At 36.5% G+C, this 20,909-nt stretch carries 17 protein-coding genes; 5 read left to right on the forward strand and 12 right to left on the reverse strand.

Features of this window, described 5'->3' with window-relative positions:
* Nucleotides 1-10: 10 nt before the first annotated feature.
* From gatC to C9914_RS08600, 11 genes are all read right to left on the reverse strand, one after another.
* Nucleotides 11-295 (reverse strand): Asp-tRNA(Asn)/Glu-tRNA(Gln) amidotransferase subunit GatC, encoded by a 285-nt coding sequence (gene gatC / locus C9914_RS08550; protein WP_242972097.1) that lies wholly within the window; start codon nt 293-295, stop codon nt 11-13.
* Nucleotides 296-327: 32 nt separating this feature from the next.
* Nucleotides 328-2,076: an aspartate--tRNA ligase gene (gene aspS, locus C9914_RS08555; protein ID WP_106764770.1), complete on the reverse strand. Its 1,749-nt coding sequence runs from the start codon at nt 2,074-2,076 to the stop codon at nt 328-330.
* A gap of 245 nt (nt 2,077-2,321) precedes the next feature.
* Nucleotides 2,322-2,708 carry a putative ABC transporter permease gene (locus tag C9914_RS08560; protein ID WP_106764772.1) on the reverse strand — a complete coding sequence of 129 codons (387 nt, stop codon included), beginning with the start codon at nt 2,706-2,708 and terminating at the stop codon, nt 2,322-2,324.
* A gap of 384 nt (nt 2,709-3,092) precedes the next feature.
* Entirely contained in the window at nt 3,093-4,931 is a 1,839-nt protein-coding gene (htpG, locus tag C9914_RS08565; protein ID WP_408003194.1) for a molecular chaperone HtpG, read from the reverse strand.
* Between the two features lie 341 nt (nt 4,932-5,272).
* The gene (gene spo0A, locus C9914_RS08570; RefSeq protein WP_106764777.1) at nt 5,273-6,061 is read right to left on the reverse strand and encodes a sporulation transcription factor Spo0A; all 789 of its coding nucleotides are present in this window, start codon (nt 6,059-6,061) and stop codon (nt 5,273-5,275) included.
* Between the two features lie 118 nt (nt 6,062-6,179).
* Nucleotides 6,180-7,412 carry a SpoIVB peptidase gene (gene spoIVB / locus C9914_RS08575; RefSeq protein WP_106764779.1) on the reverse strand — a complete coding sequence of 411 codons (1,233 nt, stop codon included), beginning with the start codon at nt 7,410-7,412 and terminating at the stop codon, nt 6,180-6,182.
* 589 nt (nt 7,413-8,001) lie between these two features.
* A complete protein-coding gene (gene alaS, locus C9914_RS08580; protein WP_106764781.1) occupies nt 8,002-10,632 on the reverse strand; it encodes an alanine--tRNA ligase in 2,631 nt (876 codons plus the stop codon).
* A gap of 112 nt (nt 10,633-10,744) precedes the next feature.
* Nucleotides 10,745-11,959, reverse strand: coding sequence for a peptidase U32 family protein (locus tag C9914_RS08585; RefSeq protein ID WP_106764783.1), 1,215 nt, complete (start codon nt 11,957-11,959; stop codon nt 10,745-10,747).
* Nucleotides 11,960-12,029: 70 nt separating this feature from the next.
* Nucleotides 12,030-13,646, reverse strand: coding sequence for an endolytic transglycosylase MltG (gene mltG, locus C9914_RS08590; protein ID WP_106764785.1), 1,617 nt, complete (start codon nt 13,644-13,646; stop codon nt 12,030-12,032).
* Between the two features lie 2 nt (nt 13,647-13,648).
* Complete coding sequence (locus C9914_RS08595; RefSeq protein ID WP_022263895.1) at nt 13,649-14,251, reverse strand: 5-formyltetrahydrofolate cyclo-ligase; 603 nt, start codon at nt 14,249-14,251, stop codon at nt 13,649-13,651.
* Nucleotides 14,242-14,784, reverse strand: coding sequence for a DJ-1 family glyoxalase III (locus C9914_RS08600; RefSeq protein WP_022263896.1), 543 nt, complete (start codon nt 14,782-14,784; stop codon nt 14,242-14,244). Before C9914_RS08600 ends, C9914_RS08595 begins: the two co-directional genes overlap by 10 nt.
* Nucleotides 14,785-15,148: 364 nt before the next feature.
* Between C9914_RS08600 and C9914_RS08605 the strand changes: the two genes are divergently transcribed.
* The 5 genes from C9914_RS08605 (at nt 15,149) to feoB (ending at nt 20,134) form a co-directional block, all read left to right on the forward strand.
* A complete protein-coding gene (locus C9914_RS08605; RefSeq protein ID WP_106764787.1) occupies nt 15,149-16,063 on the forward strand; it encodes a helix-turn-helix transcriptional regulator in 915 nt (304 codons plus the stop codon).
* Between the two features lie 14 nt (nt 16,064-16,077).
* The gene (locus tag C9914_RS08610; RefSeq protein ID WP_106764789.1) at nt 16,078-16,953 is read left to right on the forward strand and encodes an SPL family radical SAM protein; all 876 of its coding nucleotides are present in this window, start codon (nt 16,078-16,080) and stop codon (nt 16,951-16,953) included.
* Between the two features lie 88 nt (nt 16,954-17,041).
* The gene (locus C9914_RS08615) at nt 17,042-17,497 is read left to right on the forward strand and encodes a GyrI-like domain-containing protein (protein WP_022263899.1); all 456 of its coding nucleotides are present in this window, start codon (nt 17,042-17,044) and stop codon (nt 17,495-17,497) included.
* 157 nt (nt 17,498-17,654) lie between these two features.
* The gene (locus tag C9914_RS08620) at nt 17,655-17,900 is read left to right on the forward strand and encodes a FeoA family protein (RefSeq protein WP_306373307.1); all 246 of its coding nucleotides are present in this window, start codon (nt 17,655-17,657) and stop codon (nt 17,898-17,900) included.
* Between the two features lie 116 nt (nt 17,901-18,016).
* A complete protein-coding gene (feoB, locus tag C9914_RS08625; protein ID WP_106764791.1) occupies nt 18,017-20,134 on the forward strand; it encodes a ferrous iron transport protein B in 2,118 nt (705 codons plus the stop codon).
* Nucleotides 20,135-20,205: 71 nt separating this feature from the next.
* On the opposite strand, the gene C9914_RS08630 is transcribed toward feoB, so the two are convergent.
* Nucleotides 20,206-20,847: a SpoIIIAH-like family protein gene (locus C9914_RS08630; protein WP_022263902.1), complete on the reverse strand. Its 642-nt coding sequence runs from the start codon at nt 20,845-20,847 to the stop codon at nt 20,206-20,208.
* Nucleotides 20,848-20,909: the final 62 nt, after the last annotated feature.

Consider the following 20,909-nt stretch of genomic DNA (forward strand, 5'->3'; position numbering starts at 1 on the left):
ACCTAAAAATTTATGCACGCTTTTTAACAAGGAAATGACCATCATCAATATCCTTAGCGTTTCCGAGAATTTTATCTCTATCGAGAGATGGAACAACCTCATCTTCTCTGAGCACATTGCAAAGATTGTTGATATTATCAAAATCCGTACTTGCGTCCTCTGCATTATTGATAGTATCTGCAAATGCTATCATCTGCTCCATATCGGTTGTAAGTTTTGGTAATTCTTCCTCAGAAACAAAAAGCTTACTTAGTGTAGCAATCTTCAAAATTTCCTCGCGGTCAACCATTTTCATTCTCCCTTCTTTTGAGCTGAAAATATCCAATATTATCTGATTTTAATATGAATTTCTCTGAGTTGCTGTTCTGTAACCTCGTTTGGTGCTCCAAGAAGTACATCTTGTGCATTGCTGTTCATAGGGAACGCAATAACCTCTCTAATGTTTTCTTCGTCAGTAAGGAGCATAAGCATTCTGTCGATTCCAGGTGCCATACCAGCGTGTGGTGGTGCACCATACTTGAATGCTCTGTAAAGTGAGGAGAATTTCTGTTGTAAGTCTTCTTCTGTATATCCTGCAATTTCAAATGCCTTAACCATAATGTCGAGGTCGTGGTTTCTTACAGCACCAGATGAAAGCTCTATACCGTTGCAAACTATATCATACTGATATGCAAGAACATCGCAAGGGTCTTTTGTAAGAAGTGCCTCCATACCGCCCTGTGGCATTGAGAATGGGTTATGTGTAAAGATAACCGCTCCTGTATCCTCGTCATGCTCATACATTGGGAAGTCTGTTATGAAGCAAAGGTCAAAACGGCTCTTGTCGATAAGTGAAAGACGCTCTGCAACCTCTGTTCTGATTTGTCCTGCAAGCTTTGGTGCAAGCTCCTTGCTGTCAGCGATAAAGTAAATTACATCTCCAGCCTTAGAGTCGTTGATTTCGATAAGCTTTTCTCTGTCGCCCTCTTTGAGGAACTTATCAATAGGACCATCGAATGTTAAATCTTCACGAACCTTAACATAGCCAAGTCCTTTCATACCGATAGAAAGTGCAAATTCTTCCATCTTCTTGAACCAGCTCTTTGACTGTGAAGCTGCGTTAGGAACATTGATGCTGCGAACAGTTTTGCCTCTGAATGGTGCAAAATCTGTTTCAACAAACATATCACTTATATCTTTAATGAGAAGTGGGTTTCTGAGGTCAGGCTTATCTGTACCGTAAGTTATCATAGCCTCTGCATATGGAATTCTACGGAAAGGTGGCTTTGAAACCTCTTTATCTGAAAACTTAGAGAATGTTTCATAAAGGACTTCTTCTGCTACTGCAAAAACATCGTCCTGCTCTGCAAAAGCCATTTCAAAATCGAGCTGATAGAATTCACCTGGTGAACGGTCTGCTCTTGCGTCTTCATCTCTGAAGCAAGGTGCAACCTGAAAATACTTATCGAAGCCAGAAACCATCAAAAGCTGCTTGAAAATCTGAGGAGCTTGTGGAAGTGCATAAAACATTCCCTTGTGCTTACGGCTTGGAATAAGATAATCTCTTGCACCCTCTGGTGAAGATGCAGAAAGAATAGGTGTCTGCAACTCAAGGAAACCAAGCTCTGTCATTTTATTTCTAAGGAATGAAATAACCTGTGAACGAAGTACGATATTATCGTGAACCTTCTTATTTCTGAGGTCAAGGAAACGATACTTCAAACGAACTTCTTCCTTTGTTTCCTTAGATGTAGCAATTTCAAAAGGAAGTGCAACAGGAGCTTTGCCGAGAACAGTCAATGTATCGGCAACAATTTCAACAGTACCTGTTGCGATTTTTGGATTATAAGTTTCCTCATCACGCTTAACAACTGAACCGCTTACTGTAAGTGAGCATTCCTTATTAAGCCCCTTAAGCATACTCTCATCGTGAATAACAACCTGAACAACGCCATACTGGTCACGGATATCAAGAAACATAACACCACCGTGGTCACGAATATTTTCGAGCCAACCAGCAACACGGACAGTTTGTCCGATATGACTTTCTCTCAGGTCACCACAGTATAAAGTTCTGTAACAGTTCTCTCTTAACATAGATAAAAATTCCTTTCGTACTCATAAATACTGCCGAGAAAAATCCCAACAGTTCAATCACAAAATTAGGTCATATTAAACAAATATAATATATTATATCATTATTGGCAGATTCTTTCAATATATTTTTTGCGTTGACTTTTTATTTATTAAGAAAAAAGAAAAAGTCTGTAAAACCAACTTAAAAAGGGTTTTCAGACTTTTAATTGCGATTTTAATATAATTTTCATAGTAATTTATTCAACTTATGCTTCTAAACGCTCTCTTAATGCTTTGCATACAGCATCAATCGGTATAGCAAGCAAAGCCCATAAAAAGCTATAAAACAAACAAACCTGACCAAATAGATTAAGTGGTAAACCTGAATAATCCCACACTTTCATATCAAATATCATATTTACTATTATTCCTGTAAGAAATTCTGCAGTTGTTATAACAGCACTTCCAAGTAAACACTTTTTCCAAATAGGCATTTTTTCTTTGCCTTTACTCAATTTATATAAAGTATAAAAGCATACTCCGCCTGTAATAACCATTGTCCAATGTGTATAATGTCGCCACATAATTTCTATTGCACCATAAGATAAACCACCAATCGCAAAAATCTTTGCATCTTTTATAAGTTCTTTCATAATAATCACCAAGATTATTATGAACTTAAAATCTTAAATATATTCATTTTCTTACAATTAATTGATGTACTTATTTTAGACACTTAAAGTTTAGGTCAAGTCTTTTTAAAGGCAGTCATCTATGGTAGAACCATTGGTGGGAAGCTTTTAGCACCTCTTGACTAATAAAGTATCAAACCTTGTCCGACACTATAAAAGAAAAAGCGGCGGATAAAATCCGCCGCTCAAAGAGCAAAGCACGTTAAGGGCGTTGCCCTTAAAACCCATGAGGGACTCCGTCCCTCAACCCTGCAAGCTTTTGAAAAAGCTTGAGCAAAACTTTAATTTTCTTAGGGAGGTTCATTAGCTCATTGTAGTTAATTCAACCTTGACAAAACAAGATAATTATTTTATTATGCCAAGAATTTCAACACTTCTTGCTACAAAGTCTTTGAGTTCGTCAGCAGTAAGCTTTCTTTGGCTGATAGTTGCAAGGTCAAGAATATGCTTACAAACAAGTGTGCGATTTTCTTCGCTGAGTGTTGGAAGTGTCTTGATAATATCATTTGTTGTATTGATAACAAGTGTTTCCTTAGCCTCAGGTGAGCCTCCGAAAATTCCACCATAAAGTGTATTCATATCATTCATTCTTCTCATATACTCATTTTGAAGAAGAATAGCAGGAGTTTCCTTAGCCTTAAGACCTTCTGTCTGAATTTCAAGCTTATCATCACCAAGTGCAGTCTTGAAGATTTCCTTTAGCTTTTCGTTGCTTGCGTCATCAGTAACCTCATCAGATTTAAGTGCATCGCCAAGCTCTGAATCTATTCTTGCAAGCTTTGTGCCACTCTCTTTATATTCAAGGAAGCTTATGAAATGCGTATCAATAGTATGTGTAAGAAGAACAGCGTCAAGTCCGTTAGCCTTAAACATATCAATATACTGTGCCTGAACACTTTCATCTGTGACATAGAAAATCTTGTCGCCCTGCTTTGGACAATCCGCAAAAGTTTTATATTCGCCTGAGATAGTCTTAAAGAGGATTATATCCTTGACTCTGTCATAGAACTTCTCGTCCTTAATGCAACCAAATTTAATAAATGGAGCAATATCGTCCCAATATTTCTCATAGGTTTCTCTGTCATTCTTAAACATTGAAGAAAGCTTATCTGCAACCTTCTTTGTAATATGCTTTGAAATCTTAGCAACCTCGCCGTCATTCTGTAAGAAACTTCTTGAAACATTAAGCGGAATATCAGGGCAATCAATTACACCCTTTAAGAGCATAAGGAACTCAGGAACAACCTCTTTGATGTTATCTGCAATATAAACCTGATTTGAATAAAGCTTAATTTCACCAGGCATAACCTGAAGCTTGTCTGTCTGCTTAGGAAAATAAAGAATACCCTTTAAATTGAAAGGATAGTCAACATTGAGGTGAATCCAGAAAAGTGGCTCATTAAAGTCGTGAAAAGCCTCTACATAAAATTCCTTATATTCTTCATCTGTGCAATCTCTTGGAGCTTTAAGCCAAAGTGGAGTTGTATTATTAACAGGCTTTGCGTCGTGCTTAATCTCGTTTCCGTCTGCATCTTTTGTTACAACAGCCTCTTCTTCAGCAGGATTGAGATAAATCTCATAAGGCATAAAGTGGCAGTATTTGAGGAGTAAATCACGAAGCTTATCCTTGTCAAGAAATTCTTCTTCATCTTCAGTAATGTGCATAATGATAGATGTACCATGCTGTGTGCGAGTACCATCTGTAATTTCATAGGTTGTGCTTCCATCACTTACCCAATGTACAGGCTGTGAATTTGGCTGATATGAAAGTGTTTCAATCTCAACGCTTTCAGAAACCATATAAGACGAGTAGAAACCGAGTCCGAAGTGACCAATAATACCTGCATTATCCTCAGATTTATCCTTATATTTCTCGATAAATTCTTCTGCACCAGAGAAAGCAATCTGAGTAATATACTTCTCAACTTCATCAGCAGTCATACCGATACCGTTATCTGTAACAGTAAGAGTTTTTGCGTTCTTATCGGCAATAATCTCAATTCTTGGCTTAATACCGTCATTTTCAGCCTCACCAATACTGCAAAGACTTTGATATTTCTTAATAGCATCACAAGCGTTTGCAACAATTTCTCTAAGGAAAATATCCTTATCAGAATAAAGCCATTTTTTAATTATCGGAAAAATATTTTCCGAGCTTACTTTAATTTGTCCTTCTTTTTGCATTATAAAAACCTCCTATGGCGTAATTGCCGGATTTTTTATGTAGATTTAAACAGGCAATACCATATAGAACTATGGTGCTGCCTGTTATTTATATAATAATACCAATTATTCATTTTGTCAAATAATGCAGAAAGCGACAAATAAGCACAGCTCAAAAACGAACTGTGCTTATTTTGAGAGGAATTATAATGTTGAACTGTATATATCAAAAATCTTGTAAACAAATTATATTGTGTGAATTTTTAAAGAGTTTAAAACATCAATGAGCTTTATTATATATTAAAATCCTGTCATTGTTGGCTAGTCTTATCAATAACTTATTTCATACAAGCATCAGAAATTCAGGCGACATCACCACGATTTGGTACTTGCTTCATATGCAGTCTAAGTCTGTCAGAAATCATTGCCACAAATTCGCTGTTTGTTGGCTTTCCTCTGCCATTGTGGATTGTATATCCGAAATAAGAATTTAAGACATCTACATCGCCCCTATCCCACGCAACCTCTATTGCATGGCGTATTGCTCTTTCTACTCTTGACGAAGTTGTTTCATACTTCTTTGCAACACTTGGATAGAGCTGCTTTGTTACTGCGTTGATTATCTCAGGGTGTTCTATTGACATAATAATCGAATCTCTGAGATACTGATAGCCCTTAATATGTGCAGGAACTCCTATTTGGTGCAAAATCTCTGTAACTTGAATCTGCAATTCGCTATCAGAGCTTTTTATAGCACCGCTTGTCCTTGAAGAATTTCCTCGAATAAAGTCACTTATTCTCTCAAGTAAATCTGCTGTTTTGAAAGGCTTGATTACATAATAAGCTGCTCCCGCTCCGAGTGCTTCTCTTTCAAGCATAGAACTGTCGAAATTTGAAAGTGTAATATAGATAATTTCCTTACCATTTGAGTTTCTTCTTGCATTCTTAATAACTCCGACAGCGTCAATATTTTTCATAAACATATCCATAACGACAACATCAGGAGATTGTTTACGAATTTCCTCAAGAAGAGCTGTTCCGTCTTTCTCGCAAAAGCTTGGTGATACACCAAATTCTGCATAAACTGTTGTTCCTACATCAGCAAATTCTGCGGAATCCTCCGCAATAAGCATTTTAATTGTATTTTCCATGACCGTTCCCCCGTTTGATTTATTTGATGATTGAATATTACCATAAATTGGAAAAAATAGCAATAGTCTATCGCCAAAAAAATTGGAAGAAAATGGAAATATGGTTGCTTGCATAAAATCAGGCAATATTTTCTATACTGTTTTGTGCAATTTCATTGACACTTTCATACATATTTTCCGCAAAAATCGCATAGCCTCTCGTTGGGTCATTGACAAAAACATGAGTAACAGCACCTATAAGTTTACCATCTTGAATAATCGGACTGCCACTCATACCCTGAACAATTCCCCCTGCGGTATCAAGAAGTTCCCCATCTGTAACATGAATTACCATATTTTTCGTTTCTTGATTATCATTTCTGCTGACATTCTCAATCCAGATATTATAATATTTCGGTTCACTGCCATCTATTGTAGAAAGCACCTTTGCCTCGCCTGTATGAACATTTTGTTTCCAAGCAATAGGGATTTCTAAATTATCTATTGGTGCTTTTTCTGCCTTACCAAAAACTCCTCTCTCTGAATTTGTAAGAATTGTTCCGATAGCATTATCATCAGCGAAATATCCTCTTAAAGAACCAGCCGAACCAGTGGTACTTTTTGTAAGGCCGTTAATCTCCGCTGTAACAATATCACCGCTTAATAAAGGCAAAATAGTTCCTGCCTCGCTATCGCATATTCCATGTCCAAGCCCTGCAAAACAGCCTATATCATTATCATAAAAAGTCATTGTTCCTATACCAGCAGAGCTGTCACGCACCCATACCCCTATTTTATATTGAGCCGTCCCACATAAAGCAGGCAAAAGTTTAGTTGTAAAAATAACATTATCCCTGCGAACTTTCAGCTTTATAGGTTTACCCTTTGATTTTGAAACTATTTCAGAAAGCTGTTCATTAGTGTCAGTTTCTGTTCCATCTGCGGATAAAATAATATCCCCCACTTGCAGCCCAGCGTCCTTTGCTGGATTAAGATACTTGCCATTTACGACAATATCCTCCATATTTATGACTACAACTCCACGAGTATATAATTTTACTCCAAAAGGTGTTCCGCAAGGAATAACAGTTTTTTCGTCACTTATTTTAATATCAACCTTTTTTATGGGGATACTGTTAAATAGTTTAAGTTCTCCACTTCCAACTTTTGTGCAATCATTTTTTGTGCTTGCCGAAATAAAGCTATCCACATCAGTTGAAACACAAAGCGGATAAGGTAAGCTTATCTGGCTTTTATCTCCTGAAACAGTAAACGAAGATTGTGCTGAAACAGATTCATAACCTACAACATAAAAAATTATCATTGAAATAATTGAGCAGATATAAGAAAGCATTTTAAAAAAATTTTTCAATCGCTTCACCTCCCTTTAAGAATAGCTTTTCCGACTACGCATAAAATAACTAAGGAAAATGCTAAGCTACAAACTTTTAAGGAAATTACCAATGAGCTACCGCTTAGTTAATAAACTTTCCTAAGAAAATTAAAAGTTTCGCTCGAGGCGGCGAGCCGCCGCTCCCAAGACGCGGAATCGTTCGGCAAGCCTCACTCGACATTCTAAATTAACTTATATTGCCGCGAATAAGGAAATTACCAATGAGCTACCGCTTAGTTAATAAACTTTCCTAAGAAAATTAAAAGTTTCGCTCGAGCCTTTTTAAAGGCTCGCAGGGTTGAGGGACGGAGTCCCTCATAGGTTTTAAGGGCAACGCCCTTAACTTTTCTTGCCATATAAGGGCGGACTTTGTCCGCCCTTTTTGACTAATGTTGCTAACAAAAGAAAAAGCGGCGGATAAAATCCGCCGCTCAAAGAGCAAAGAATGTTAAGGGCTTCGCCCTTAAAACCCACGAGGGACGCTGTCCCTCGACCCTGCAAGCTTTTGAAAAAGCTTGAGCAAAACTTTTGAGTGTCTTTGTGAAATTTTATAAACTAATTGTAGATTTTATTCCTTTATCATTGGCAAAATTATATTTTCAACCTGCATAAGTGCTTCATCAATCTTAGTCAAATCCTTTACACCAGCCATAGCTCTTTCTGGCTTGCCACCGCCTTTTCCGCCTACAATAGCAGCTACTTCTTTGACTATCTTTCCAGCGTGAGCACCCTTCTTAACAGCTTCCTTACCGCAAGCAACAGCGATAGTTGCCTTTTCGCCGTCAATACCGAAAAGAACTGCAACGCACTTATCTGCTGAACTAAGAACTCTGTCGCACATATTCTTGAGCATTTCTGAATTTGTAGATGTAAATGCTGCTGAAATAATTCTTACATCTTTCTTGAGTTCAGAATTTGCAAAGAGTGAATCAAGCTTAAATGCTGCAATAGAGTTATTGAGCTTATTAATAGAATGTTCTTTCTCCTTAATATCATTTGCGATATGCTCACAAACATCAACAAAGTCATTTATGTTATTAACCTTGAGGATAGCTGCACCCTGCTTAACCATATCTGAAACATGATTAAGTGCATTAAGAACGCCACGACCTGTAACAGCTTCTATTCTTCTTACACCAGCCGCAACAGAGCTTTCGCTTATAATCTTGAACATACCAATTTTTGAAGTGTTATCAACATGAGTACCACCGCAAAATTCTCTTGAATAATCTCCAATAGAAACAACACGAACTACATCGCCATATTTCTCACCGAACAATGCCATAGCACCGAGCTTTTTAGCCTCTTCAATAGGCATCTCTCTGCAATCAACATCAATAGCGTCAAAAATTACATCATTTACCATATTTTCAATCTGATAAAGCTCCTCATCAGTAAGAGCTGAGAAGTGAGTAAAGTCGAAACGCATTCTATCAGCAGAAACAAGCTGACCAGCTTGCTCAACATGGTTGCCGAGAAGCTTTCTAAGGCTTGCTTGGAGAATATGAGCAGCAGTATGATTTCTCATAGTGGATTTTCTTGTTTCCTTATCAACCTCAGCAGTAACTGTGTCGCCTTCAGAAATAACCCCGCTTTTAACTACACAATAGTGCATAAATATTCCGTTGTTGTTTTTAACTGTATCTTCAACTTCGATTTCGCCATTAGCAGTTTTAATAATGCCTATATCGCCTGTCTGACCGCCACTCTCTGCATAGAAAGAGGTCTTATCAAGAACGATTACAACCTTATCGTCAGCACCAGCAAATTTTACTCTTTCGCCATTCTTGATGATTGCAAGAACCTTAGCGTCATTAGAAAGCTGAGTATAACCGAGGAACTCTGTCTTTGCAATATCGCTCAGGTCTGCGTTATCACTAAGCCAAGCTTCTGAATCAGCCTTACTTCTTGCTTCCTTTGCACGCTTTTTCTGCTCTGCAAGAAGCTGACGGAAGCCTTCCTCATCAACCTTAAAATTACGCTCTTTTGCAATTTCCTTAATCAAATCGAGTGGCAAGCCAAAGGTATCGTTAAGCTTAAATGCGTCATCACCTGAAATTGTCTGGAAATCTGAATCATCAATAACCTTATTGAGAAGCTCAAAGCCAAGAGAAAGAGTCTTAGAGAAGTTTTCTTCCTCAATCTTAACAACCTTAGTGATAATCTCACGCTTTTCCTCAAGCTCAGGATATGCAGGATTTTCCTTAATAACAGTATCAACAATCTTATAGAGGAAAGGCTCTGTTATACCAAGTATTCTTCCGTGTCTTGCTGCTCTTCTGAGAAGTCTTCTGAGAACATAGCCTCTGCCCTCATTTGAAGGCATAACACCGTCACCAATCATAAATGTAACACTTCTGATATGGTCAGTTACAACACGAAGTGAAACATCTGTCTTTTCACTTTCGCCATATTTTACTCCCGATATTTCGGAAGCGTGTTTCATAATATTCTGAACTGTATCAACAAGGAACAAATTATCAACACCTTGCATAATGCAAGCAAGTCTTTCAAGTCCCATACCTGTATCAATGTTTGGATGCTCAAGTGGTGTATAGTTGCCATTGCCGTCATTGTTGAACTGTGTGAAAACATTGTTCCAAAATTCAACATATCTGTCACAGTCACAGCCAACTCCACAGGTAGGCTTTCCACAACCGTACTTTTCGCCTCTATCGAAATAAAGTTCTGAGCAAGGACCACAAGGACCTGAACCATGCTCCCAGAAGTTATCCTCTTTGCCAAGACGAACTATTCTCTTAGGAGATACGCCAACTTCTTTTGTCCAAATATCGAAAGCCTCGTCATCTTTTTCATAGATAGAAACCCAGATTTTATCTTCTGGCAATTCAAGAACCTTTGTGCAGAATTCCCAGCTCCAAGCTGTTGCCTCGTGCTTGAAATAATCTCCGAATGAGAAGTTACCAAGCATTTCAAAATATGTGCCGTGTCTTGCAGTAATGCCGACACGCTCAATATCAGGCGTACGAATACATTTTTGGCAAGTAGTTACACGCTTTCTTGGAGGAGTAACCTCGCCCGTAAAGTACTTTTTCATAGGGGCCATACCTGAGTTAATCAGCAAAAGGCTCTTATCGTCCTTAGGAACCAATGGGAAGCTCGGCAAGCGAAGATGTCCCTTTGATTCAAAGAAAGACAAATATTTTTCTCTTAATTCATTAAGTCCTGTCCATTCCATTTTTCTCACCTTATATCAAAATTATTTTTCAACTATGAGATTATAGATGATTTTTCATCTTAAAATTCCATTATATATTATATTCTCTTTTCGCTAAGTGTCAAGAAGAAATTTATGCTCGTTTCTTTCTAAGTACAGAGCCTTTTGGAATTTCAACATTTGTTATCATTGTTAGCTTTTGCATTGCGTGTGGTGCTGATTCAATTTCATTTCCCCACTCATCAAAGAGCTTTTCAGCTTTTGCATAGAAAGGCACTCCTGATGGCGGAAGTACATCAAGTTCATCGCCTGCATAGAATTTATTTCTTTGTGTAAGGCTTGCCTTGCCGTCTGCATAATCCTCACATACGGCGATAACCTCATAATTTCTGATATATCCGCCATTAGATGTAACTTGTCCAGGCTCTCCGCCAAAGAAAAAGCCCGTATTATATTCTCTGTGGCTTACCTTATCAAGCTCATCACGAATCCAAGGCTTGAGAGTATAATTTTCACCCTCTGCATAATAATCATCTATTGCGTGACGATAAGCATTAGTCGTAACCGAAACATAATAAGCTGATTTCGCTCTGCCCTCAATCTTCAAGCTATAAACTCCCGCCTTAACAAGCTCAGGAATATGCTCAATCATACAAAGGTCACGAGAATTATAGAGATATGTTCCGTTCTCATTTTCCTCAATAGGGAAATATTGTCCCTCACGATTCTGCTCATAGAGGTGATATTTCCAACGGCAAGGCTGAGCACAATCTCCCCTATTTGCGTCACGACCTGTCATATAGCTTGAAATAAGACATCTTCCCGAAAAAGAAACGCACATCGAGCCATGCACAAAGGCTTCAAGCTCAAGCTCCTTTGGAGTTTTTGCCCTTATATCAGCAATTTCATCAAGTGATAATTCTCTCGCAAGAACAACTCTCTTTGCACCCATATCGTGTAAAACATTTGCTGTGTAGTAGTTGACTATTCCTGTCTGTGTAGACATATGAATTTCAACATTCGGTGCATATTTTTTTGCCAAAGAAAATACTCCCAAATCTGCAACTATAAAAGCATCAACTCCACAATCAGCGGCACTTTCAAGAAAGCTTGGAAGTGTTTCCATTTCCTTGCTTCGTGGAGTTGTATTGCAAGTAACATATACAGCAACACCCTTTTCGTGTGCAAGTGATACTGCTTTTTTTAGAGTATCGTGGTCAAAATTTGCTGATGAGGTTCGCATACCGTATTCCTCACCCGCAAGATAAATTGCGTCTGCACCGAATTTCAACGCACTCTGAAAACATTCAAAATCACCAGCAGGTGAAAGTAGCTCTGTATTTTTCATTTTATCAGCTCCGAATTTTTTCTTATTTTAAAAACGCCGACAAACTGCTTAGTCAGTCGGCGTTTTTATTTTATTGGTTATGTGTTGTAGTTAAGCCCGCCTTAACAAGATTTGATTCGTGTTCGATGCCTGTTGAAGCATAATAGGACTGAGCAGGTGAATCAGTTGTAGCAGCCTTATGGCAGAAGAAGTAGTAATTTGTATCATCAGGAGAAAGTGCCGCATCAATAGCATCTTTACCAGGGTTACATATAGCACCAGCCGGCAGACCTTCTATATCGTATGTATCATAACGGCTCTTAAAGCTGTTTTTCTCGGCAATAGGAATCTGAGTTTTACTCTTATATGGATAATAAACTGTAGAGTCAACCTGAAGCCTTGTCATACCAACATCGCCAAATGGGCTTACACCATCTGATTCGGCAGTGTTAAGACGATTATGTAAAACACTTGAAACGAGATACATATCATCAACATCGGCAGCTTCCGCCTGAATAATAGACGCAAGTGTTATAATTTCATCAACAGTCATTCCGGCAGCCTTAGCTCGCTGTTCTATTGTAACACGCTTATCAAAACCATCTACACGAGATTTTGTATGATAAACTTTGAGTTCATAGTTATTGAGAAGCTTTCTCATTACATTCTCAACTTTTTCATCTTTATAGAAATAATAAGTATCAGGGAAAAGATAGCCTTCAAGCTTATAATATCTTTCAGATTTATTAGTAATTTCTTTTAAGAATGTAAATTCTTCATCGTAATTATCACTATTGCAAGCATTAAGGAACTCCGCTGATGAGCATACTCCATTCTTTTCAAGTACTTCAGAAAATTCTCTTACATTCATACCTTCTGTAAACTGTACAGAAACTATATCTGTTCTGTTAGTATCTGTTTGAAGATATGAAATAATTGCCTGATAATCAAGATTTTTCTTTATATCATAAGTTCCTTTAATAAAGCCTGATTTAGATTTCGTCATAGTCGCATAAAGATTAAAGAAACTCTTATTATTGATAATATTATTCTTATAGAGAATATCTGAAATGTAGTCAAATGAAGCGTTACTTGGAATATCTATTGTAACCTCTTCATCAGACCTTCCGACAGCAAGCATATCATTTACACCAACAACCATATATCCGCCAACAAGAATAGAAATAAGTGCCGCCATTATAACCCATACAACTCTAAAGAAACGCTTATTTTTGCGTGATTTTGCTTTCAAACGCTTTTTATCCGCATCTTTAGCTTTTTTAAGCTCCTTTTTTTCAGCCGGAGTCATTTTTTTAGTAATAACATTTGCACTATAACTCTGTATGCTGTCACTTGCATTATCAAGGTCATCATCAGCAATAATCATACTTTGGTCTATATTTTGCAAAATACTTGATGAATTTATATCCTCATCAAAATTGCTATAAATAGGTCTTTGCGATATACCATAATCTGTTCTTTCATCTTCTTGAGGTACTTCTTCTGCAAAGCTGTCTATATCATCAATATGGACCTTAAAGTTTTCTATCTTATTACGCCTTGAAACAGCTTCACCAAAACTCTCATAGGTTATATTATTTTCATCTGTCTGAGCCTGAGTATCATCAGTAGGAAAGCTTTCTTCATTGATATGAAGCTTAAAGCCCTCTATTTTTTCCTGACGCTTTTCATTCATATCGTCGCTCATATCTATACCTCCGTAGTTCTTTGGTTAGTCTGTCTTATGTATTTTTCGGTAACAAGCAAGTCTGCTCTCCTATCATAAAAGCCATGCACAAGCTTCCACTGAACACAAGAGCTGTAACAAACCCCTGCTGTATCTCCACCAAAACGGCTCAAAAATCTATCATAATAGCCTTTTCCATAACCTAAACGATAGCCGTCAAAATCGAACACCAAGCCTGGAATAATACACAAGCCCTTTGAGTAATCCTTCAGAATTTCGCACTGTTCCTTAATCGGTTCAAGCACTCCAAAGGTTCTTGGCTCAAGCTGGTTGAGTGAAGTAATATAATAGAAATCCATTTCTCGGCTATTATCTATACATCTTGGAACAGCAACTCTCTTACCATCTTTCAAAGCCTGACGAATAAGACCAAATGTATCTACTTCTATCTTTGTAGAAACATATGTTAAGATTGTATCATTAGCTTTATATTGTCTGAGCTTTAATATATTTTTGAGAACCAGCTTATCAAGCAAAGCCTTTTGCTTAGGTGGCATTTCTTCTCTTTGTCTGCGTATTTTCTTTCGCAACTCAGATTTATACTCTCGAATATCATCTATCGGCATTGTATTGCATTCCTTACACTGTTAGCCACATCGTTGCCTTTAAGCTCTTTAAGAAGTTCAAGTCCGAATTCAACAGAAACTCCCATACCTCTTGCAGTAATAATCTTGCCATCTTTCTCAACAAAACCATTATTGCATATAGCACCATCAAGTTCTTTTTGAAAAGACGGAAAAGCTGTTGCGTGCTTGCCTTTAAGAAGTCCCATATGTCCAAGAATTGACGGTGCGGCACAAATAGCACCGATAAGAATATCATTCTTACTGCAATATTCTATGGCTTCCTTAACAACCTCAGAAGCCTCAAGATTAGTAGTGCCTGGCATACCACCTGGAAGCACGATTGCTTCGACACCATCAAAATCGTCAATTTCTTCTTCCATAATATCAGCTGTAACAACGATATTATGTGAACTCGTAGCCTCTCTTCCTGTAACGCCTACAGTAACAACATCTACACCGCCTCTTCTTAAAATATCGACAGGTGTAAGTGCTTCAATTTCTTCAAAGCCATCCGCTAAAAATACATATACCATTTTAAGTTCATATCCTTTCTTTAGTCAAGAACAAAACATTTGCCAATTTCCTGACTACAATTTATGTCACCACACATTTACTTTTAAAAAGCGTAGCAACACTTATACAGATACTATTAAACCCCAAATTTGATATAATGTCAATATTTTAGGCTAAATTTTTACTGATTATACTATATAAATCATCTTTTATTCAGATATTTAGACATTGCTTACCTTGTGTTATTATGCTACTATTAAAGCAAAAATTATGAAACTTGCTCTAAAAATCCTACTAAAAATTATTTCTTAAATCATCATAAACAGGACAAGCTATTGTCGTGTTTGAATAAGTATAATATATTTTATAAGGATGTGATTTTATATGAAAATTGACCGGCTAATCGGAATACTTACCATTCTTATGCAAAAAGAAAAAGTAACTGCACCTTATCTTGCAGAAAAATTTGAAGTTTCACGCAGAACAATAAATCGTGATATAGAAGATATGTGCAAGGCTGGAATCCCAATAGTAACAATTCAAGGAAAAAATGGCGGAATATCAATAATGGAGGGCTATCAGATTGATAAAACACTTCTTACAAATGATGATATGGACTCTATACTTTCCGCTCTCAAAGGTCTTGACAGCGTAAGCAACACAAATAAATATAAACTTTTAATCGAAAAGCTTTCTGCAGGAAATAATAAAAATCCAGATATTCTTCCCTCTAATGAGCATATTATAATAGACCTATCCTCTTGGCAAAAATCCTCCCTTGCTCCAAAAATAGAGCTTATTCAAGCCTCAATAAGCAATTCAGAAACAATCTCGTTTCGATACTTCTCACCAAATGAGGAAAGCCTTCGAGAAATCGAACCGCTCTCACTGATATTTAAATGGTCATCTTGGTATGTATGGGGATATTGTCTGAAACGAAATGATTTTCGCCTTTTTAAATTAAATCGAATTACCGAACTTAAAACAGGCAAAATTATCACTAAAAAACATATAAAATCTCCACCCGACTTTTCATCAGAAAATATATTTCCGACAGAATTTACAATAGAAGCTATTTTTGATTCGTCTGTAAAATGGCGTATAATTGATGAATATGGAATTGACAGCTTCACACAGCTTGAAAACGGAAAATTATATTTCGTTCACGAATCTACCGATAAATACAACTTATTTTCTTGGCTATTGACATTCGGAGAATTCGTTGAGCTTTTAAAGCCTGAATTTCTGCGTTCGGAATTTGCAGAATATCTAAAAAATATAAGCAATATTTACACTTAAAAGGGTTGAAAAATATGCACATAGTAAACGCAAAAGGAATTTTATCCGCACAAAATGGAATAAATATATATCGTGGCTGTTCACATGGCTGTATATACTGCGATTCGAGAAGCAAATGTTATCAGATGTCGCATAGCTTTGAAGATATAGAGGTAAAAGCTAATGCTGCTCAACTTTTAGAAAACGCTTTAAAACGAAAACGCAAACCATGTATGATTGGAACAGGCGCTATGAGTGACCCATATATTCCACTCGAAAAAAATCTTTGTAATATGAGAAAATGTCTTGAAATTATTGATAAATATGGTTTCGGAGTATCTATCCATACAAAATCAAACCTTATTTTAAGAGATTTGGATTTACTAAAAAGGATAAATCAAAAAACAAAAGTTGTTGTCCAAATAACTTTAACTACATATAATGAAAAACTTTGTAAAATTCTTGAACCAAATGTCAGTACAAGTTATGAGCGGTTTAAGGTGCTTGAAATTATGCGTGATAACTGTATCCCAACCATTGTTTGGCTTGACCCTATACTCCCATTTATAAACGATACAGAAGAAAATATTCGTGGAATATTAAGCTATTGTGAAAAAGCAAAAGTTCGTGGAATTATGTGTTTTGGAATGGGACTTACTCTCAGAACTGGCAATCGTGAATATTTTTACAAAAAGCTTGATGAACATTTTCCAAATCTTAAAGAAAAATACATACAAAAATATGGAAACAGGTATGAAGTAACAAGTTCTAAAAATAAGGAACTTATGCAAATTCTTATATCCTTCTGTCGAAAACTTGGAATTATGTATAATATTGATGAAATTTTCTCATATTTATCAGAATTTAAACAAAGCGAAAATGAACAACTTAATTTTTTTGATATGCTATAAAATATGACACACTGTTGTCGTGGTTACTATGATATTCTTATCTTGTCGACAAAAGATATATCTAAAAAATTTAAAGGAGATAATTACTATGGAATATGAAATCGTCAATTTGCCCGAAAAAACAGCAGTCGGAATCTCTGCAAGAACTAATAATTTCTCACCCGATATGTGCAAGGTCATCGGCAATCTTTGGAAACGCTTTTTCGAGGAAGGTATTTTCTTTGGCATAAAAAATAAAGCTAATGAAAAAGCACTTGGAATGTATTACGATTACGAAAATAACGAAAAAGGAGATTATTCTACTGCAGTAGCCTGTGAGGTGAATTTTTCTGATGGAAATAACAATGATTTAAGCATTATAAAAATTCCTGCTGGAAAATATGCAAAATTTATAGTGAAAGGTAACGGTATAACAGCAGTTTCAGATTTTTGGAAAGAATTATGGCAAATGAATCTTCCAAGAACTTTCGTATGCGATTTTGAAGAATATCAAAATAGCGATATGAATAATGCCGAAATTCATATTTACATAGGTATAAAATAATAATTTAAAGCATAAGGTTTCATTCAAATTCTTAAAATGTATTTGAATGAAGCCTTTGTTTTTTGTCATAAAATACTATCTAAGTACCCTTATGAAATATAACAGCATAAGATAGATAGTGAAAAGCTGAAAGATTTTACGGCAGAAAGGTTTGGTTATGATGAATATCAAAACAATCTCGCTTGATTCTCTTTCGGTTGGCGATTCTGGTTTTGTTTCAAAGCTACTTTCCAAAGGCGAACTTCGCAGAAGAATGTTAGACCTTGGACTTGTCAAAGGAACATATGTAGAAAGTCTTATGAAAAGTCCTGTTGGAGGACTTACCGCCTATTTCATAAGTGGTGCTGTAATAGCCATTCGCCCCGAAGATGCGAGATATATTTTAATAAATAAGCAGCAGTAATTAAAGCGGTATGTGTATCATTTAGATTTCACATACCGCCAGAATTACTCTATAATGCTCACCTTTCTAAATCCTTATTGCAAATATCCTACTATCTTCACTCAGGAGGTACATAGATGAAAAGTGATACTGAAAAACTTAAAAACTCTAATCTGACAATCGCTCTTGCAGGAAATCCAAATGTAGGAAAAAGCACCGTTTTTAATGCACTTACTGGTATGCGACAACATACAGGAAACTGGGCAGGAAAAACTGTCGCTAATGCAAGCGGAACCTTCACTCATAAAAACATTGATTTCACGCTTGTAGATATTCCAGGAACATATTCGCTTATGGCGTCATCTCCAGACGAGGAAGCCGCAAGGGAATTTATCTGCTTTGGTCAGCCTGATTGTATAATTGTAGTTCTTGACGCAACCTGCCTTGAGCGAAATTTAAATCTTGCTCTACAAATTTTAGAAGTAAATAAAAAAGCTGTCATATGTGTAAATCTACTCGATGAAGCAACAAAAAAGGGGATTCAAATTGACCTTGATGAGCTTTCTCTATATCTTGGCGTTCCCGTTGTAGGAACTGCGGCTCGTTCCGGAGAAGGTCTTGATGAATTAAAAGATGCTGTTTTCGATGTAGCTACCGGAAAAAGAAAAGTCTTTGGCACAAAAATAAAGTATAACAGTAATCTCGAAAAAGCAATAACTAAACTTGAAAATATTATTGAAGATTCAAAGCTTTTTGATGATAAAACCTTCAGCTATCTTTCAAAGAGGTTTCTTGCTTTAAGGCTAATTGATTGCGATAAAAAGCTTGATAATTCCATAAAAGAATACTTTAATTTTAGTCTTATAGAACACAAAACTATAAATAAAGCTTTCACAGAAATACACAACGAACTTGAAAACATCGGTATGAAACAAGATGATATAAGAGATATTATAGTCGAGGGAATAGTTGCAAAAGCAAGAGAAATTTATGCACATTGTACCTGCCTTTGTGATAAATGTTACAGTCGGCGTGACAGAAAGCTTGATAAGATTCTGACATCAAAGCTAACTGGTATTCCAATAATGCTTTTGCTATTTGGAGTTATTTTCTATATAACAATTTCTGGTGCAAACTATCCCTCCGAGCTTCTCTCAATGGCATTTTCTAAGGTTCAGGAATGGCTTTATGGGCTTTTTGATTTATTACATTCCCCACCATTTCTAAAGGGCTTATTGATAGACGGAATGTTTAAAACTCTTTCGTGGGTAGTTGCAGTTATGCTTCCTCCTATGGCAATCTTTTTTCCACTATTTACGCTTTTAGAGGATTTCGGATATTTACCGAGAGTGGCATTTAATATGGATAGATTTTTCGCTAAATCAGGCACAAGCGGAAAACAGTCTCTCACAATGTTAATGGGATTTGGGTGTAATGCTTGTGGTGTCACTGGTTGTCGAATTATCGAATCTCCAAGGGAACGAATTATAGCTACCGTAACAAATAATTTTGTTCCCTGTAACGGAAGATTTCCAACTTTAATTGCAATAATAACTATGTTTTTCGCCACAGGAATTTCATTACCATTTCGTTCGCTTGTTTCGGCGGGCTTATTATTGACGGTAATAGTTTTTGGAGTGGTAGTCACACTCTTAGTCTCAAAGCTTCTCTCGGCAACACTTCTAAAAGGCTTGCCTTCATCATTCACGCTTGAACTTCCGCCATACCGCAGACCTCAAATTTGTAAAACAATAGTGCGTTCTTTGCTCGACAGAACCATTTTTGTACTTTTAAGAGCAATGTGTGTAGCCGCTCCCGCAGGAATCGTAATATGGTTAATGTCGAACATTATGATAAATGGCGAATCTCTATGTGTTATAATCTCAAATTTTCTTCAACCTCTTGGTTCACTTATGGGACTTGACGGCGTAATTTTGCTTGCGTTTATTTTAGGATTTCCAGCGAATGAAATCGTTGTACCTATAATCATTATGATTTACACTGCCTCTGGAACGCTTGTTGAATATGATAGTCTTTCCTCGCTTTATAATCTGTTCGTAGAAAATGGTTGGACTTGGGTAACAGCATTATGCACTATGATTTTCTCACTAATGCACTTTCCATGCTCAACTACTTGCCTTACAATCTATAAAGAAACCAAAAGCCTTAAATGGACACTTCTTTCATTTATCCTACCTACAATATTAGGCATATTACTCTGTATGTCAATAAATGCCATTTTCTTTTGGGTATAAAACATAAAAGTGGGCTGCTGAATATAGCAGTCCACTTTTAATAATATAGCCTATGAAATTTTATTTGTACTTTATTCTGATTTTTCACTTGAAGTTTGTTGATTATCTGAAATCTGTTCGGTTATGGTAATCTTGTCATATTCTATACCGCTTTGTTTATGAACAATATCCTTAATTGTAATTGCTCCTGCATTTGTAACACTTCCAGCAGAAACAACAATATTACACTCACCATTAGAAATAAATGCTATACACTCATCAAAACCCTTAGCTTTAATAAGACTTTCTATATTGCTTTGCTGTTCTATCCTTTTGGTGATTTCAGCAACTTGCTTTACTGCCTCGGTTTTTGCGGCTTCATTCTTATCATTATCTTCAATAATATTATTCAGAAGTTCGAGTTCTTCATCTTGTGCCTGCTTGCGTTTAAGCTCAGCTTGTGCAAAATATTCACTCTTTTCATCTGCCTTAGCATTAGTTTCTTTGACCGATTCATTACTTGTAGTTTCTGATTTACTGCTTTCAGATTTCTTAGAAGCCGAAGTATTCACATACTTAGCCTCGCCGATTTCCTTAGATGATGATGTTTTAGAGCTTTCATCAGCGTTAGCTAAAAGTGAATCATTTGCCGAGAACTGCCAGTTAAGATAAACCGCTGCACCAAGTGCCACAACCAATGCCGCAATAATAAACTGTCTTTTACCTAATTTCATTTTATAACCTCCATTATGTAAATATATTTAAGCAGCGGTGGCGGATTGCCTCCACTGTCAGG

It is taken from the genome of Pseudoruminococcus massiliensis (assembly GCF_900291955.1).
Classification (GTDB): Bacteria; Bacillota; Clostridia; order Oscillospirales; family Acutalibacteraceae; genus Pseudoruminococcus; species Pseudoruminococcus massiliensis.

Bases quoted from the DNA above. Each gene is read 5' to 3' on its own strand.
- C9914_RS08560 (WP_106764772.1), bottom strand. From the start codon at position 2,708: ATGAAAGAACTTATAAAAGATGCAAAGATTTTTGCGATTGGTGGTTTA.
- C9914_RS08585 (WP_106764783.1), bottom strand. From the start codon at position 11,959: ATGAAAAATACAGAGCTACTTTCACCTGCTGGTGATTTTGAATGTTTT.
- feoB (WP_106764791.1), top strand. From the start codon at position 18,017: ATGAAAAGTGATACTGAAAAACTTAAAAACTCTAATCTGACAATCGCT.
- C9914_RS08605 (WP_106764787.1), top strand. From the start codon at position 15,149: ATGAAAATTGACCGGCTAATCGGAATACTTACCATTCTTATGCAAAAA.
- C9914_RS08610 (WP_106764789.1), top strand. From the start codon at position 16,078: ATGCACATAGTAAACGCAAAAGGAATTTTATCCGCACAAAATGGAATA.
- C9914_RS08600 (WP_022263896.1), bottom strand. From the start codon at position 14,784: ATGGTATATGTATTTTTAGCGGATGGCTTTGAAGAAATTGAAGCACTT.
- C9914_RS08595 (WP_022263895.1), bottom strand. From the start codon at position 14,251: ATGCCGATAGATGATATTCGAGAGTATAAATCTGAGTTGCGAAAGAAA.
- C9914_RS08630 (WP_022263902.1), bottom strand. From the start codon at position 20,847: ATGAAATTAGGTAAAAGACAGTTTATTATTGCGGCATTGGTTGTGGCA.
- alaS (WP_106764781.1), bottom strand. From the start codon at position 10,632: ATGGAATGGACAGGACTTAATGAATTAAGAGAAAAATATTTGTCTTTC.
- aspS (WP_106764770.1), bottom strand. From the start codon at position 2,076: ATGTTAAGAGAGAACTGTTACAGAACTTTATACTGTGGTGACCTGAGA.
- spo0A (WP_106764777.1), bottom strand. From the start codon at position 6,061: ATGGAAAATACAATTAAAATGCTTATTGCGGAGGATTCCGCAGAATTT.
- C9914_RS08620 (WP_306373307.1), top strand. From the start codon at position 17,655: ATGATGAATATCAAAACAATCTCGCTTGATTCTCTTTCGGTTGGCGAT.
- gatC (WP_242972097.1), bottom strand. From the start codon at position 295: ATGAAAATGGTTGACCGCGAGGAAATTTTGAAGATTGCTACACTAAGT.
- C9914_RS08615 (WP_022263899.1), top strand. From the start codon at position 17,042: ATGGAATATGAAATCGTCAATTTGCCCGAAAAAACAGCAGTCGGAATC.
- htpG (WP_408003194.1), bottom strand. From the start codon at position 4,931: ATGCAAAAAGAAGGACAAATTAAAGTAAGCTCGGAAAATATTTTTCCG.
- mltG (WP_106764785.1), bottom strand. From the start codon at position 13,646: ATGAGCGACGATATGAATGAAAAGCGTCAGGAAAAAATAGAGGGCTTT.